9 protein-coding genes and 1 rRNA gene are annotated in these 17,250 nt (G+C 43.8%); 6 read left to right on the top strand and 4 right to left on the bottom strand.

What is annotated here, in order from left to right; all coding sequences use genetic code 11:
• Window positions 1-106 (bottom strand): 16S ribosomal RNA (locus tag KO473_RS21955); the annotation flags it as partial.
• A gap of 1,673 nt (window positions 107-1,779) precedes the next feature.
• On the opposite strand from KO473_RS21955, the gene KO473_RS21950 reads away from it, so the two are divergent.
• From KO473_RS21950 to KO473_RS21925, 6 genes are all read left to right on the top strand, one after another.
• On the top strand, window positions 1,780-2,277 hold the full coding sequence (locus KO473_RS21950) for an RNA polymerase sigma-70 factor (RefSeq protein WP_005821941.1): 498 nt from the start codon (window positions 1,780-1,782) through the stop codon (window positions 2,275-2,277).
• 73 nt (window positions 2,278-2,350) lie between these two features.
• Window positions 2,351-3,319, top strand: a complete 969-nt coding sequence (locus KO473_RS21945; RefSeq protein WP_122130740.1) for a FecR family protein — start codon at window positions 2,351-2,353, stop codon at window positions 3,317-3,319.
• A 184-nt stretch (window positions 3,320-3,503) separates the two neighbouring features.
• Window positions 3,504-6,944 carry a TonB-dependent receptor gene (locus KO473_RS21940; RefSeq protein WP_122130741.1) on the top strand — a complete coding sequence of 1,147 codons (3,441 nt, stop codon included), beginning with the start codon at window positions 3,504-3,506 and terminating at the stop codon, window positions 6,942-6,944.
• 22 nt (window positions 6,945-6,966) lie between these two features.
• Entirely contained in the window at window positions 6,967-8,586 is a 1,620-nt protein-coding gene (locus tag KO473_RS21935) for a RagB/SusD family nutrient uptake outer membrane protein (protein WP_122130742.1), read from the top strand.
• A gap of 36 nt (window positions 8,587-8,622) precedes the next feature.
• Window positions 8,623-8,997, top strand: a complete 375-nt coding sequence (locus tag KO473_RS21930) for a hypothetical protein (protein ID WP_122130764.1) — start codon at window positions 8,623-8,625, stop codon at window positions 8,995-8,997.
• 7 nt (window positions 8,998-9,004) lie between these two features.
• Window positions 9,005-11,041 (top strand): BNR-repeat neuraminidase N-terminal domain-containing protein, encoded by a 2,037-nt coding sequence (locus KO473_RS21925; RefSeq protein ID WP_122130743.1) that lies wholly within the window; start codon window positions 9,005-9,007, stop codon window positions 11,039-11,041.
• 95 nt (window positions 11,042-11,136) lie between these two features.
• Here the strand turns inward: KO473_RS21925 and KO473_RS21920 are convergent, their stop codons facing one another.
• The 3 genes from KO473_RS21920 to KO473_RS21910 form a co-directional block, all read right to left on the bottom strand.
• Window positions 11,137-13,326: a M56 family metallopeptidase gene (locus tag KO473_RS21920; RefSeq protein ID WP_122130744.1), complete on the bottom strand. Its 2,190-nt coding sequence runs from the start codon at window positions 13,324-13,326 to the stop codon at window positions 11,137-11,139.
• 3 nt (window positions 13,327-13,329) lie between these two features.
• Window positions 13,330-13,704 carry a BlaI/MecI/CopY family transcriptional regulator gene (locus KO473_RS21915; RefSeq protein ID WP_005782501.1) on the bottom strand — a complete coding sequence of 125 codons (375 nt, stop codon included), beginning with the start codon at window positions 13,702-13,704 and terminating at the stop codon, window positions 13,330-13,332.
• Between the two features lie 235 nt (window positions 13,705-13,939).
• The gene (locus tag KO473_RS21910) at window positions 13,940-17,221 is read right to left on the bottom strand and encodes a S41 family peptidase (RefSeq protein WP_122130745.1); all 3,282 of its coding nucleotides are present in this window, start codon (window positions 17,219-17,221) and stop codon (window positions 13,940-13,942) included.
• Window positions 17,222-17,250: the final 29 nt, after the last annotated feature.

Here is a 17,250-nt window from a genome sequence, read left to right as displayed (position 1 = left end):
CGGTCGCCAGCAAAGAAAGCAAGCTTTCTTCCTGATGCCCCTCGACTTGCATGTGTTAAGCCTGTAGCTAGCGTTCATCCTGAGCCAGGATCAAACTCTTCATTGTAAAAGTATTGTTATATATCCCGTAAGGGATAATATTAGCTCTGTTCAGGATGTCGAAAATTTATTGACGGTCATTTTTCATATACCTATATAATAAGTATTGACGGTTCTAAATTTACTTGTACTACTTGTATTGTTTATCAATTTTTCAAAGAACTCTTCTTTTCGATTGCGCTTCGTTTCAAAAGCGGGTGCAAAGGTAAAAGGTTTATTTTAAAACACCAAATGTTTTTGGAAGTTTTTTTTAAAATGTTTTCCCGGTCTGTTCTCTGGCTCTCTTAGCGAAAGGGAAAGGCACCGGAATAAACGCCTTTTATCGCGAATCGGACTGCAAAGATAACGAATTTTAATATTAAACTCCAAAGAAAAAGGAGATTATTTTTGTTGTTCGTTAAGGCAATCAATACGCGGCTGCAACATGTCAATTTCAATCGGCTCTCCCTCTCTTGGAAAGCGGGTGCAAAAGTACGCGATTTACCAATACAAGGCAAATATATAAGGAAGTTTTTTTCATAAAAATATAAATTCAGATGTAAAGGGCTGAGGGAGAGGCAGGTTTTAGAGCATACTTTTAAAAGAAGGAAAAAGGGAGGGCCAAGGGGAAACATTATTATAATATATAGAGGGGGAATACTTGGAAAACAAGGAGGGGGGATTCATTGGGGAGGGAGGGGAATCTCTGTGTTGGGAACGAACCGCCAGGCGGTTTCAAATTTCTCAGGGGGGGATATGGGAAAGAGATTCTCAGGGGGCACCCGGACAAATGCGTAGCTGGGTCAGCAGTTAAATATCATTGATAATCAGAAGAGTATATTTACCTGAATTTTATTCTTGATGTAAAGCCATTTACCCGGGCATGTAAAAGCATTTACCTCAGCATGTAAAGCCATTTACCTCGGCATGTAAAAGCGTTTACCCCGGTTGGTAAATGGAACCCGCATTCAAGGTTACGGGGGGACGCGCGTAAAGGCAGCGTCAAGGCAACGTATGCTTCGGACAGACCATGCTTGAGGGTAAGCGCCGTCTATTCAGGAAGGCGGGAGAAAGGGAATAACGGACAGGAAATGGGGCGGACGGGGGGGGCAAAGAATATCCCAAGCGGCAAACAACAAAGGACTTCCGGGAAAAAGGCAAAGCATTTTCAAACAAACAAGCGGGGATATGAAAATGCTTTTTAAGGGGAAAACTGACAAGAAATAGAAAGTATACTTCTGAATACGAGGGAATTAAGAAAGATTTTCAAGCGATGGCAGAGGGTGGAAGATGGAAGATGAGGGTGGAAGATAAACGGGCTGAAAACGCGATCTTCCACCAGGGTAAATAAATGATAATCAGATAAAAAGATTGAAAAAGGTGGAAGATGGAAGATAGAAATACATTTCACGGATGAGAGGACAGAAAAGGCACTGTCCACGATTTTACCCCTATTCAACCGTATTCCAATAAAAAAGAGCATTTTCCGAAAAAACATATTAAAGAAAGATGCTTCACAATAAGCAAAATAAAAATTAAAACTACTCTCCTACATTGCAAACTATTTAGTTATATTTGCAATCTAAACATATCTTATACTATAGATAAAAGAAATAAGTCCGCTAAAAAGAATGCAGCCTAATCATCTTACTGGAAACACAGAAAAGCTTTTCAGACATATATTCTATATATTATGTAAGAATGCTCCGCTTCTCACAAACCTATGTCATTGCAGAAGAGGATGCAGAAAACATAGTGCAGGATACCTTTCTTTATCTGTGGGAACATCTGGACCTACTGAAAGACATAGAACATCTGGATGCCTTTCTTTTCACACTGATCAAAAACAGATGTTTAAACTTTCTGAAACACCAGTCGTATATTCAGGCTAAAACCTGTTCACTGAAAGCAGACGAAGAGTTGGAATATCAACTGAACCTATATGCTTTGGAACAGTTCGACGAAGCTGTCTCCTCCATTCCGGAAGTAGAAAATCTATTAAGCCAGACAATGCAAAAGTTACCTGAACGTTGCAGAGAAATTTTTCTCCTCAGCCGGATAGAAGGATTAAAATATAAAGAGATAGCCGAGCGCCTGAACATATCCGTCAATACTGTTGAAAATCAAATATCTATCGCATTACGTAAACTCAGATCAGAACTTAAAGACTATCTTCCCTTACTTGTTTTTATTATTTAGAAGATTTTTTTATATTTCCTTTGGTGGTAAATGCATCCCCGATTGTCTTTACTGTAAAACCACTCAAGGAACCATGAATGATGAACTAAAAAAATACTTCACAGGTGCCATGTCAGCCACCGAAAAAGCGGAATTTTTGAATAGACTCCGGAATAATCCGGAAGCTAAAAAAGAATTTGCACGCATGAAAGCTGTATGGGCCATCTCCGGACTCACATCACAGGAAGGAGACCGGGAAAAGACCGCAACAGGTATAGCTGAATTCGGCAAACGACTGAAACGACGTTCTATACGCCGCTTCCGTATCGGGCTTCTAAAGTATGCAGCCGCAATCTGTCTGCTGGTCACCACTACCTGGTTTATTAGCAACAGATATGCACAGATCGGACAAAAAGACTTATGTACAGAAATCAATGTCCCTAAAGGGCAGCGAGTCAACATGACTCTTCCGGACGGTACTTCCGTATGGCTAAGCCCTCAGAGTAAAATCAAAATCCCCAATGCATTCAACCGGAAGAGCCGTACGGTAGAGCTAAATGGCGAAGGGTATTTTGAGGTGACCAAAAATGCCAAAAAACCTTTTATCGTAAAAACGCAACGGTTCAACATACAAGTATTGGGTACCCGATTCAACGTATTCGCTTATGCCGGAAAAGAGAATAAGTTTGAGACCTGCCTCGTAGAAGGCCGTGTGTTGGTCTATAACAAAACCAACAGGAACGAGAAGGTATACCTCAATCCTCACGAGAAAGTATCGTTGGTAAACAACCGCATGATAGTGTCGACCTCTAACTTCGATAATGAAGAATACCTAAAAAGCGGCATCTTTAGTTTCCGTTCAAAACCCTTCGGAGAGATTCTGAATTACCTGACCCTGTGGTACAACGTACAGTTCAAATTCACCGGAGATGTGAAGCTGGATGAACGAATCTCCGGTAAAATCCGACAAAGCGAGGATGTGGACAATATCCTGATAGCCCTGCAAGGAGTATACCACTTCAAATTCAAAAAAACAGATGACGAGCATTATGAGATTTATTAAATACCAATGTCTAACCTTTAAAAACAAATCAGCACTATGACTTAGATATTTTTCACCCCAACAATGGATAGTGTGACAAAAAAGGGTGAGCGCTACCAACACTCACCCCCGAAAGAGTCAATACTATCTTTTATCCATCTCGAAATAGACCTATAGTATTAATCTTTAAACGTACGACAAAGTTATGAAAAAAAACTTGTTGCAGAAATGGTATGTCCATCAACAACTTGAATTAACACATATTATACGAATTATGAAACTGTCCGTGTTCTTTATATTCGTTTTTCTCTTTCAGCTCCAGGCTGGTAACGTAAAATCGCAGGAGGCTCGTGTAACTCTCTCCAAGAGTAGTCTGACTTTCGGTGAGTTAATGCGTGAAATCGAGAAACAGACTAATTATCTGTTCATGTATCGTGATGCCGAAATTGACCTTTCACAGGAAGTCGAGGTAAAAAACACCCATGCCACTGTAACGGAAATCCTGAAAACGGCACTCAGAAACAAAAAACTGACGTATAAGTTCTCCAATAACTACATTTCTCTGTATGTAGACAAAGAAAAAGCGTCCGAAACGACAATCACCCAGCAAGAGCGCAGAATCAAAATCAAAGGTGTGGTGATCGATCAGATCGGTGACCCGATTATCGGAGCCAACATTTCGCTGAAAGGGCAACCGGGAACAGGAGATATTACAAACATTGAAGGAAACTTCACGCTGGAAGTGCCAGAGAAATCAGTATTAGTGATTTCATACATCGGCTACCTGACTCAGGAAATACCGGTGAATGGCAAATCGTCTTTCAATATCCAAATGAAAGAAGACACTAAAACCCTGGACGAAGTAGTGGTAGTAGGCTATGGCTCACAGAAAAAACAGACTGTGACTGCTTCAGCCTCTACGCTAAAGGTATCTTCGCTCAAGAATGTACCTACTGCCAATCTGGCCTCCTCACTCGGAGGACGTGTCAGCGGGGTGTTGATCCAGCAAACCGGCGGTGAAGCCGGATACGATGACCCGACCATCATTATCCGTGGTTCCAGCTCACCTACCTCCTCTTCTCCCTTGATTGTAGTGGATGGTATCATCGGACGCAGTATGGCTCAACTCGACCCCAATGAAATCGAGAGCATGACGGTATTAAAGGACGCCTCTGCCGTAGCCCCTTACGGTGCACGCGGAGCAAACGGTGTAATCCTTATCACTACAAAGCGTGGTAAAAGTGGCAAAGCACAAGTAGACTATAACTTCAAAGTAGGTTTTGGTACCCCCACCCGTATGCCTGAGATTGCCAGTTCTTATGATCATGCACGCTTCATGAATGAGGCTTGGCGCAACAAAGAAATGGATTTGGGCGAAGACCCGGGTATGTATGGCATTTATAATGAAGAGGAGTTACAGAAGTTCAGAGATGGTTCCGACCCCTACGGTTATCCTAACACGGACTGGAACAAAGAGGTATTGCTCCCTCGCGCCTGGCAGCAGATGCACAGCCTGACGGCAAGCGGCGGTTCTGATAAGGTGAAATATTTTGCAGGATTCGGCTATGTGAAACAGGATGCCCTCTATGGTGACACACGTACCAATGAATCGACCTCCGGTTTCAACCGATATAACGCACGTGTGAATATAGACGCCAACATTGTGGACAAATACCTGAATCTATCGGCAGATATGGCCTATCGCCAGGAAGACAGAAACAGTATTGCCGGCAGTACTTCCGATGTATTCAATAATATGCACCGTAACCCGCAGACAGATCCGGGACGCTTTCCGGACGGCAACTTAGGTAAAGTGTCACTGGGTGTCAATCCTATCGGCCTGGCTACCGAAGGAGGTTGGGTCAAAGATCGTAAAAGTGTATTAAACACACGCTTCATGTTGGATTTCAATGTCCCGGGACTCGAAGGTCTGAATCTGAAGGGTATTTTCTCCTACGACAAAATATTCAACAGCATCAAGAGATGGACCACTCCGGTAGACTTCTATGTGTGGAACAAAATTACAGGAGAATATGACGGACACTCACCGAACCGCGAAGGTGCGGAACTGAAACAAACGTACTCTACAAGTCAGGCCATGACGTTTGAGTTCCAGGCAGCCTATAATAAAACCATTGGGCAGGATCATCAATTGGGAGCATTATTTGTATTCTCACGTTCGGAAGGAGCCGACGAAAACTTCTGGGCCTCACGTACCAAATATCGTATTTATTCCATCCAGCAACTGTTTGCCGGACCAGACAAAGACAAGGATAATAGCGGCAGTGCTTCCGAAACCGGTAAGATCGGTTCGGTATTCCGTCTGACCTACAACTATAAAGAGAAATATATGCTGGAAGCGAACGGACGCCTCGATGGTTCGGAAAAATTCCCGAAAAACAAACGTTATGGCTTCTTCCCTTCTGTATCGGCTGCCTGGCGTATATCGGCAGAACCTTTTATGGAACCCTTCTCGGGAGTGCTTAGCAATCTGAAACTAAGAACTTCATGGGGACGTGCCGGCACAGACAACATCGGACAGTTCCAATATATGTCTGCTTATGGTACAGGCGGCGATGCCGTATTCGGCGGTCAGAATCCGGAAATCGCTCCGGGATATACTGAGACCCGTTTCCCGAATCCTAACATTACATGGGAAACTTCTGAAATGTTCAATATAGGTATAGATGCCTCGTTCTTCAACGGAAAACTCAATCTGGAAGCGGATTGGTTCTATAAAAAGACAAACGACATCCTGCGTGAACGTACAGATATGCCGGCTATCCTGGGATATAAATTACCGGCTGCCAATGTGGGTAAAGTAGACAACAGAGGTATCGACCTGAACATTACGCATCGCAATCATCTGCGCGATTTCAATTATTCCGTTGCAGGTAACCTGACATGGGCCAGAAACAAAGTGATTGACCTGCTGGAACCTGCCGGAGAGAAAAACAACCCGAGACAGCGCAGCACCGGACACTCCATGAGTCAGTACTTCGGTTACGAAGCCCTGGGACTGTTCCAATCTGACGAGGAAGCCAATAACTGGCCTCAACCACAATTCGGCAAAGCCAAGGCAGGCGATATTAAATACAAAGACCAAAACGGAGATGGCATCATCGACGCAGAAGATAAAATAGCTATCGGACGCAGCAATTATCCGGAATTGGTATACGGACTAAACCTGAATGCCGAATGGAAAGGTTTTGATGTAACCTTCTTCTTCCAGGGGGCAGCGTTGGCAGACTTTTACTACAATGGTTACCTGGCCTTCCCATACATAGAGGGACGCGGAGGAGCTTTGCTTGAACATCACATCGGTAACACCTGGACACCAGAGAATCCGAAAGCGGAATTTCCACGCCTGTATTACGGAGGCAACGCCAATAACCAGTTGTTTTCTTCCTTCTGGATGCGCAATGGTTCATACCTCCGCCTCAAGAATGTAGAAATAGGTTACGACTTCAAGAAACTGCTACTGTCCAAGGTATCCGAAATTCAAGGATTGCGTCTTTACTTCAGCGGTTCTAACCTGCTGACCTGGTCGCAAATAAAATATTTCGATCCTGAGTTGCGCTCTACTGACGGAAGTGCTTATCCTCAAATGAAAACCTTTGTGTTTGGTGCTAACATTACATTCTAAACTTAAAAATTGAAACGTGATTATGAAAAAGATAAATACAGCCCTGTTCTGCATATTTGTATTGCTCTTCTGTTCGTGCGATGTATTGAACAAAGCTCCACTGGACGAAATCGCCGACGATTCTTTCTGGTCGGACGAAACACTGGTGAAATATTACGTAAACGATCTATATAGTGAAATTTCCGTAGACGGACTGCAATTACAGGAAAACCGAAGTGACAATTCTGTCTCAGCACAACGGGATAAATATCGTGCAAGCTGGTTCAAATTCAACTATGATATGGTCAGCGCTTCCGACCCTCAGGATGACGATGTATGGGAAGATTATTACGTAAAGGTACGTAAATGCAACCGTTTTTTCGAACGAATCGGTACGTCTACCATCGAAGAAAGCGAAAAGTCAAGACTTACGGGAGAAGTTCACTTCTTGCGTGCCATGTTCTATTTCGAAATGGTAAAGCGATATGGCGGTGTCATTCTACTGGATAAAGTACTCACCATGGAGGATAACTGGGAAATTCCCCGTTCGTCCGAGAAAGAATGTTATGACTTCATTCTGGACGACCTCAAAAAGGCAACCGAAATGTTGCCGGCATCTTATGGTTCAAGAGAAAAGGGACGTGCCACCAAAGGTGCTGCTTATGCACTGAAATCAAGAGTGGAACTGTATGACAAACGCTACGAAGACGTGATCAAGAGTTGTGCCGAAGTATACAAACTGGGATATGAACTGGTAGATGGCACTACTCCGGAAAAATACCGTTCTATCTGGTGGACTACCAACAAAGATAACAAAGAAATCATCTTCGACATCCAATACAAAAGCCCGGATGTCTACAACAACATGATGGTGTGCAACATGGTGACATATATCAACGATAAATATGGTGATCGCGGATGGGGCGGCCTCGGCCCGACCCAAGAACTGGTTGACGCATTTGAAATGGCAGACGGCTCACCTGCCACGCAATATTCACAGGCTCCCGCCGATCAGATATTCGACATCAACACTTGTGGCATCTATGAAGGACGTGAACCAAGATTCTATGCCAACATCATTTTCCATGGTTCTCAAATTTTCTTCAATGCAGATAAGGGTGCTGTAACTGTAGACCGCTATCTGATGGATACTCCTGATAAAGGCGATGGTTCACTTACCGGATACAATGTTTGGAAATGGATCGATTATGATAACTATAACTATCCGTACGCAGGCGCCAGCAGCCCGGACTTCAGTACCAACTGGATCATTCTCCGTTACGCAGAGATTTATCTGAATGATGCAGAAGCACGCCTTGAGACCGGTGATGTAGAAGGTGCCCGGAAAGCCGTCAATGTGATTCGTCAACGAGTAGGCTTACCTGCGCTTACCGAATCCGATCCGGCAAAATTGCGTGAACTGATTCGGAAAGAGCGCCGCATCGAGTTTGCTTTCGAGGAACAACGTTTCTACGATGTACGCCGCTGGAAAGTCGGTCCCGAAACCCAAACGACCCTGCATGGAGTGCGCTTTGTCTCACCGACGGAATTTAAGATAACCAAAACAGACATCCGTACCTGGAATGACCGTTTGTACCTGACACCGATTCCTCACGGTGAAATTGTCCGCTCCAGCGTACTGACACAAAACCCGGGATATTAACGATTGATTTCATCACATTTTAAATATAGCATGATTATGAATAAAATAATTTCTATACTGATTTGCTGCTTTGTTGCCGGCTGCCTCTTTGTCTCGTGTGAACAACCCGACATACCGGACGTACCAAATTATGACAAAACGGAAATATTGACTTTTAAAGTGTATAACCAGGATAAAGAAGAGATCGGTACCCCTATTATTCTTTCGGATGAAGGTATCGTCTCCATTACCGTAGAAAACGGCACTGACCTGTCCAACGTCTTTGCTACCTGCACACTCTCTTCCGGAGCCACCCTGTCTCCTTCACTCGGAGGCTATCAGGACTGGAGTGGACTGAGCAAAGAGTTTACTGTAATTTCGGCCAGTGGCAAACGTTCAAAACCATGGACCGTGACTTTCAAAACCAAATAAGTTCATAATGAAATATGTAATAATATTCATCCTCTGCATCTGCTGCTCCCTGCAGATGCAGGGTAAACTTCCTGCCTCAAAAGGCGGGAAGTCTAATCTCGCCCTCTGCCTCGACGGGAAAGACAATAACGTACGAACAGGTATGGGAATTCTGGAACCTTCGTGGACCTTGGAGTCCTGGATTAAAGGTAACGACTGTAAATGGGACAGTCTTGAAGTTATCATCGGAGGAGGTGAATACAGTGAATTGAACTGGGTGGACTATCTGCCTTTGGTCGTAAAAGAAGGCAAACTTCACTCTACCCGTGCCAATCTTTCGACACCGGAAGCATTGGATGACCAATGGCACCATGTGGCACTGGCTTGTGACGGAAAGCAGACCATACTTTATCTTGATGGAAAACAAGTGGCCAAAGCCGATACGGCAATTTCCATCCTTCCCGGTGCTATCGGAGTTCACGATGTATATTATACTTTCGGCGGATTGATTGATGAAGTACGCATTTGGCGCAAAGCTTTGCCGGAACAAACGATCCGTCAATGGATGAATCGCCCCGTAGAAGCCAGCCATCCCGCTTTTAAATCCTTGTGGGGATATTATAACTTCGACGACCTGAAAGAAGAAACATCCATCAATTGGGTAGGTAAAGGACATCAGGCTTACCATATCCGCAATGGGCGCAACAAATACAATGGAAAAGCTCCGTTGGCTTATGCAGTCCCTAACGATAATACCGCATTTAAAGAGTATGACGGAAAACAACAGTTATTCAATGCCGTAGTCATTCAAAGTGAATGGGATGTTGATCAAGGAAGCAAAGACGACCAGGCACTAAAACTGAGAATAGCCGTACAAGGTTCTCGGAAACCGCTGAAACTGACAGAGCTGAAACTCGATTTCACCGGCACGACCACTCTTGCAGATATTGAGCAAATCCATATTTATTCTACCGGGAGTGAGGCACGATCCGTGCAACGCAAAGAACTGTTTGGCAACGGGCATACCCCCGCACAGTCAATGACTCTCTGCCCGGAGCAGGGAGAAGAGATCCTGTTACAACCGGGGATCAACTATTTCCTTCTTACATTCGACGTCAGAAAAGAGGCAACTCCCGGACATACATTATATGCCTCCGTACCTTCTTTCCGCTTAAACGGAAAACAGTATATTCCCGAAACAGCTACCGAAGAGGTCCGTAAACAAGTGACTTGCAACAACCAAACACATTCCAATATAGTAAAAGTGCTTCAATGGAACATCTGGCACGGAGGTATTCATCTGGGTAACGAGGGGCAGCAGCGAGTATTCGACCTGATCCGAAGCACCCATGCAGACGTGGTCATGATGCAAGAAGCATATGGCATCCAACAAATGCTGGCAGATTCATTAGGGTATCATCTCAAAACCCATTCTCTTAAAGACAACCTGGCCATGTACAGCCGCTTTCCGTTGGAACCCATAGCATGGCGGGAACCCTTCAAATCGAACCCAGCCAAAATAACCTTACCAAACGGTAAGCGGATAATGCTTGTAGACTGTTGGCTTCGTTATGCCTACCGTCCGGAATATACAAGTGGTTACGCTGAGAAAGGACTGGATCCTTCTGTCTGGGTCGCTGAAGATTCCATATTGGCACTGTCCGATGTCCGCAATATCTATACAAAGGATATTGTACCGAACCAGGAAACAGACATGCCGGTCATCATCACCGGTGATTTCAACTCGTGTAGCCATCTTGACTGGACAGAACGAGCCAAACCATTGCATCACGGATACGGTCCGGTGGCTTTCCCCGCTTCCCGCTATATGTTGGAAAATGGTTTCAAAGATAGTTTCCGTGAGAAGAATCCGGACGAAGTTGCATATCAGGGAGGCACTGTTGCCGCCATCTACGGGCAAATGCAAATGTCCCGTATCGATTTCATCTATTATAAAGGAGGGCTGAAAGTATTATCATCCAAAATAGTACGTACGGCTCCCGAGATAGATTATGTGTGGGCATCAGACCATGCAGCGGTACTTACCGTCTTTGAGGTTGAATAAAATGATAGGCACGGATCGTGCAGATTCCACAGAATCAAGAGTATCTGTTTATCTGTCACATCCGTGCCTAAAATAGATCAATGCTGTAGAGCAGGCTACAATATAATGCGTTTATAGGGTTCCTTCTGATAATCTCTAATCTTTACTTTCCGCCAATCCCAGCTGCTTCCATTGCTTGGTGAAATAACTCCGGCATCCGGATATTTATTATAAAGATCGATTGTTTTTACTTTCTTTGGCAACTTCGGGAAAACGAGTGTCAACAACACAGAACGTCCTTCACAGCCTTCTACCCACAGTAATTTATTCATTTCAATGCCATGCGCCTCTTCCAGAATCGGATATTCATCACCTGTTCTTGAATCAACAAGACACAATCCCTTACCTATGACCAACCAATGACGGTCAAAATGAATAGGTATATTCAAGACAACCAACGTCTTCTCCGGTAAAGTTTCAATTTTCTGAATTCGAGACCTTCCGTCACCCCGGCGTGAAGAAACGGCTAATTGACTTGCATTAAGAGTTACTTCTTCCAATTTATCGGAACGCAGTGGACGCCCCTCTCTATCATACTCAGCTATTCGGGCGGCAGTCGGAAGGAAATCGTCAACTTTCAGATTCTCCAACCTCCATGAACTGCCATTAGGAGGTGTCAATCCCCTTTCTTCCGGGAAACAATCGCGGATACTAATCTTTTTTACCTTTCGGTCAAGAGGAGGAAAGACCAGTGTAAACTCCAGCATTTGTTTTTCTTGTCCCACAACCCAATAAGTCTGATTTAGTTCAATTCCGCGGGTAAGTGAACGAATCTTATAAACATCTTTCGTATCTTCGTCTACTATGGACAATCCCTTTTCGAACTGTAACCAGTGCCGGTCATAATATATCGGTATGGCCAAAGTAACGCGTGTATCTTCTTTCGTCCGTTCAATAAAGCGTACATATATACTTCGTTTATACGGTGCACGCGACAATACAACCTGATCTGCAGGTAAATCGACGCCAACCGTATAATCAGCCTCTTTTCCGTGCAGAGAAGTCTGATTCGGTTTCTCCTCCGAGAGCGTATCCAGCACTTTCGATACAGGAGTTGTAACCTTAGCGAGTAATTGACTGGATCCGGATTTAACTAAATGCGCCTCTCCCGACTGTATGTAATGAACTATCTTTGGGGAGTCCAAAAGCAGAAAACACTTTTCATCACCTACGCTATCCATCTTTTTTTCGTTAGATACGACTTCGGGAGTTTCTGCTTTCATCGAAACAGATACCATCGGCAATACAGGTTCAATCAGAACCGGCTTTTCCGTAAAAGAAAATAAAGCCAATACACCCGCACACAAAGGAAGCAACGCTATTTTGCGCACTCCGGCGAAACGTTCTTTATATTGATGTTTCATCATGATAAATCGTTTTTTAATTAATGAATTATGAAAACCATTTGCAACCTTCGGGCTGTATCCCATCAACTCTTCGAATAAGATGCTTTGATATTCAAATAATTCAATCTCACCGGAAAGCAAACAACGGTCCACTTGAAATTCATGGAGAGCCCGCAGTTCACGCTTTACCAGCCAGACAAACGGATTAAACCAACATAAGATGGATAAACCTTCAATAAATAAAGTGTCCCGATAATGATGATTACGAATATGTGCCTTTTCATGGAGCAGAACTATACGCAACACTTCTCCTTCTAACTTCCGATTGATAAAGATCATCCGGTAAAACGAGAATGGTGAAACGACTTCATTGTTACGCACGATACAAATCCCATCAGCCTCCATCGTACAACTTCCCCAACGCTTCAAACGCCAGATACGTGCCATTTCGACCAATAAATGTATCAAAAGGACAAATACTCCCAATCCATATACGATCCAGACTATTTGCCAGTAATCCCACGAAGCATAAAAAGGTTCTTCCGCTATTTCTTCTTCCACTCGGGGTACAATTGCTTCACTAACCTCCGCCTGCACTGCTGCGAGCGTATCCGGTTGTATCCCATCATTTTCTACTTGTACCAATGAAGTCTTATCCATTTGTGTTTCTTGCTTTACAACCACCCGTTCCATCTTTATCGGCCGCACCACCTCCACCGGATAAACCGGGATGCGTACCACCGATACAGCTCCGGCCAGCAGTACCGAAAAAAGCAAATAATTCCGGCACTGGTTAAACGGGGCTTTTCGATCGAACAACAAGTAATAGCACAGCCATAACACAAATGAAGCTCCTATGAAACGAAGAATAGCCCATTCGCTACAATCAATATCGATCATACCTTATTCCTTTTTGTTTTCCTTCAACATTTCAATCAGTTCGTCGATCTCCTGTACCGACATCTTTTCTTTTTTGGTAAAGAACGAAACCATCGCCTTCACCGAACCACTGAAAAAGTTATCTACGACCCGGTTCATAAAACGATTCGTATAGCTCTCTTTTGAAACCAACGGATAATACTGATAATTCTTTCCGAAACTACGATAAGCTACAAAGCCTTTGTTTTGCAATACACGCAGTACGGTAGACACTGTATTATACGCCGGACGCGGCTCTTCCAAATCCTGTAAGATTTCATTCACAAAAGCATTTTCTTTCCGCCAAAGCACCTGCATGATCTGGAGTTCTGCTTTTGTCAATTCTTTCTGTTCACTCATACCAAGTAATTTTAGATTATACTTCTATTCATCAAGTATTTGGGATACAACCTGAATGGAATGGCACAAATATATAACTATAAATATAGACACAAAACTATATTTATAGTATTTCACATTAAAAAGCAAGCATTTAACAATAAATAGATTATTTTATCCACATAATAAGAAAAGGCCACCTTATAAACAAAGGTGACCTCTCAATTTTAATCGAGTATAAAACGCAATTACCCCATCATTTCTTCGGCAGCTCCTTCAACAAGCAATCTACCGCAGCTTTCAATTGTGCATCTTCTCCCTTTAACGAAGCAGAAGGTTCATTATAAATCAGCACATCCGGTTCGAGTGTCTGATTTTCCAGATAGTTACCCTGCATATCCATGCAGCCTACCTGCGGAATACCAAATACAAGACTCGGATCAATCTGGCGTTCCCACCATACAGCTGTCATAGTTCCGGCTACAGGAGTACCTACCAGTTTACCGATACCCAATGTCTTATATACATAAGGAGTACCATGCGCATTACTGTAATTGTCTTCACAAACAAGCATACATGAGGGCTTCAGCCACTTATTGAACGGATCGCTACCTATATATTGTCCGCGAGGAACAAAACGCTGATATTCTTTGCCACTAAGGAGAGTCACCACATCGTCGTGCAACCAACCACCACCATTGTGGCGAACGTCTACAACTACGGCTTCTTTGTTACGGTAACGCCCCAACAGTTCGGAGTACATCTTACGGAAACTCTGACTATCCATGCCCTTGATATGTACATATCCCAAACGACCGCCTGATAACTCTTCTACTTTCTTGCGGTTGCGCTCTACCCATCGTTTATATAGCAATTCGCGCTGCGCACCGTAACTGATCGCCTTCACTGTCTCTTCAAAATGCTTCTTTGTAGCAGGATCGTAAACAGAAAGCAGCACTTTACGCCCTACTTTCCCTTCAAATAACGGGAAATAATCTTCTCCTTTTTTGATTGGATTACCATCTACTTTTTCAATGATACAACCCGGCTTTACATCTGTTTTCTTCAAAGTGAAAGGACTCTGCTCTATGATCTCCTTTATTTTCAACCCGTCACCGGTATAAGTATCGTCATAAAATACCCCCAATGAAGCTGTAGGTAGCGCCCCTCCTACACCAGAGTACCGAGCTCCGGTATGTGAAGCATTCAACTCTCCGAGCATCTCGCTCAGCAGTTCGGCAAAGTCATAATTATTGTTGATATGTGGCAGGAACTTTTCATAAGTCTTCTTATACAAAGGCCAGTCTACTCCCTGCAAATCCTTCACATAAAACTTATCGTCTACCTGCTGCCAAACATGATCAAAAATGTAAGCACGTTCACCCCCCGGCTGATAGTCGAAGAAAGATTCAAATGCAATAGGCGTTGTCTTACTACCGGCTATTTCAATTTTCTTCATACCTCCACCAGTACACATAAAGATATTCTCACCTTTCTTATCGGGCAACAGCGAACCGCCTCCGACACCTTTCAACAGAATCTTTGTTGAATTCTCTTTCAAATCGTGTTCCCACAAATCATAACCGCTTTCAAACGCTGCCAGATAATAGAGCTTATCACCTTTCGGAGTCAAAACAGCATCACCCATGAAAGAAGAGTTGACAGTCAGACGCACAATACGATCGAATCGATTATCAAGATCGAATTTCAGTGGCTTCACTTCCTCCTTCTTTTCTTCCTCTCCATCTTTCTTATCTTTGGCGTCTTTTTTCTTATCACCTTTTTTATCTTCTTTCTTTTTCTTCTCGGCTTTTTCTTTCTCAGCTTTTTCCGCTTTCTCGGCTTCTTCAAGCAAAGCAAGGTCTTCCTTATTCATGCGGAAACGATCGTAAGCATCTACATCAAAAAACATGATGTAAGCGTCATACTGAGCACCCCAGCTGCCATGACTACGGTATCCGGCACGGTCACTGAACCAGACCATTGCTTTGCCACCCAGAACCCATTTCGCATTTCCGTCTGAGTAACCGCTTTCGGTCAGATTATGCATTTCTCCCTTACCGTCGGCGTTCAGCAGCACAATATCTTTATTGTTCCAGCCACCGATACCAATAAATTCGGAAAGAATCCATTTACTATCCGGACTCCACTCAAACCACTGATCACCATCACTGTACGAATACTGATACTGGGCATCCATTACCGTACGTACCTTCTTAGTTTTGAGATTGATGACGCGAATTGCCGTACGGTTTTCAAGGAAAGCAACTTCTTTTCCGTCCGGGCTATACTTCGGATTGAACGAAGCTATATCCGAATTGGTCAGACGTTCTTCTTTTAACTCTGTAGCATACGTGAACTGTTTCTCATCTTTCCGCACGATACTTGAAGTATAGAGCTGCCAGAGTCCGCCACGTTCCGAAGCATACACCAAGCTACGCCCGTCGGGTGCAAAATCGATTCCACGTTCCTGACAAGGAGTATTCGTTATCTGTTTTGTCGTTTTATATTCTACCGAAGTCACATACACATCTCCTCTCAAAATGAAAGCAACCTCTTTACCATCAGGAGATACAGCCATTTCAGTAGCCCCACTGGTCTTTATCTGGCGAATCAAATCTTTATCATTTCTGTCTGACAGAATTTTCACAGATACTTTCTGCGACTTACCACCGGGAGTCAACGTATAAATCTCACCATCAAAACCATAACAAAGATTACCATTGGAGGCCATACTGAGGAAACGTACCGGATGCTGCGTATGATGCGTCACCTGCTTAGACGCATTCGATCCCGGAATACGCTGGTAGATATTGAACGAGCCATTCTCTTCACTCAAATAGTAGAACGACTTTCCGTCCGGTGCCCATACCGGTTCACGGTCCTCACCGATGAAAGTGGTCTGTTTTTCATAACGTGGAGTCTGTCCAGGCTGAAGCATCCATATATCACGGGCAATCGGTGACTTCTGGTGCTTACGCCAATAATCCTCATATCCTTTTTTATCTTGATAAAGAATAGCACCTTCCTTATTAATGGAGATGCATTCCATCGGCATAGATGAAAACATCACAGGACGTCCTCCCGTAACCGGAATCTGATATATCTGCTGGAATTGTCCATTCGAAGGAAAACCGGCATCTTCGGCAGAAGGCATGATGTCGGCAGTAAATAAGAGCTGTCCCGCATCACTGAAAGCTACCGGAGTTTCACTGCCCGAGAAAGTGGTCAGGCGGCGAGGCTCGCCTCCTTCTTTCGACACAATGAATACATCCAGACTTCCCATACGGTCGGACGCAAATGCAATCTGTTTACTATCGGGACTCCAAATCGGGGTTGTATCAAAAGCCGGATTGGTAGTGATCTGTGTAGCTTTGCCACCGGACACCGGTACTGTGAAAATATCACCTTTATAGGTGAAAGCAATGGTAGTTCCATCGGGAGAGATAGCACAATGACGCATCCACAACGGACCCTCTTGTGCCCAAAGTGCTCCGGCAAACAAAAGGGCCGCAGCACTCATGAAGAGTTTTCTCATAATGTATTATTTAAGTATATTAAAAAGCA

It is taken from the genome of Bacteroides sp. HF-4919 (assembly GCF_018860125.1).
The sequence above is the reverse complement of the archived record's forward strand: the minus strand, read 5'-3'. Positions and strand labels throughout refer to the sequence as shown.

Bases quoted from the DNA above. Each gene is read 5' to 3' on its own strand.
- KO473_RS21920 (WP_122130744.1), bottom strand. From the start codon at position 13,326: ATGATCGATATTGATTGTAGCGAATGGGCTATTCTTCGTTTCATAGGA.
- KO473_RS21925 (WP_122130743.1), top strand. From the start codon at position 9,005: ATGAAATATGTAATAATATTCATCCTCTGCATCTGCTGCTCCCTGCAG.
- KO473_RS21950 (WP_005821941.1), top strand. From the start codon at position 1,780: ATGCTCCGCTTCTCACAAACCTATGTCATTGCAGAAGAGGATGCAGAA.
- KO473_RS21935 (WP_122130742.1), top strand. From the start codon at position 6,967: ATGAAAAAGATAAATACAGCCCTGTTCTGCATATTTGTATTGCTCTTC.
- KO473_RS21945 (WP_122130740.1), top strand. From the start codon at position 2,351: ATGAATGATGAACTAAAAAAATACTTCACAGGTGCCATGTCAGCCACC.
- KO473_RS21940 (WP_122130741.1), top strand. From the start codon at position 3,504: ATGAAAAAAAACTTGTTGCAGAAATGGTATGTCCATCAACAACTTGAA.
- KO473_RS21930 (WP_122130764.1), top strand. From the start codon at position 8,623: ATGAATAAAATAATTTCTATACTGATTTGCTGCTTTGTTGCCGGCTGC.
- KO473_RS21915 (WP_005782501.1), bottom strand. From the start codon at position 13,704: ATGAGTGAACAGAAAGAATTGACAAAAGCAGAACTCCAGATCATGCAG.
- KO473_RS21910 (WP_122130745.1), bottom strand. From the start codon at position 17,221: ATGAGAAAACTCTTCATGAGTGCTGCGGCCCTTTTGTTTGCCGGAGCA.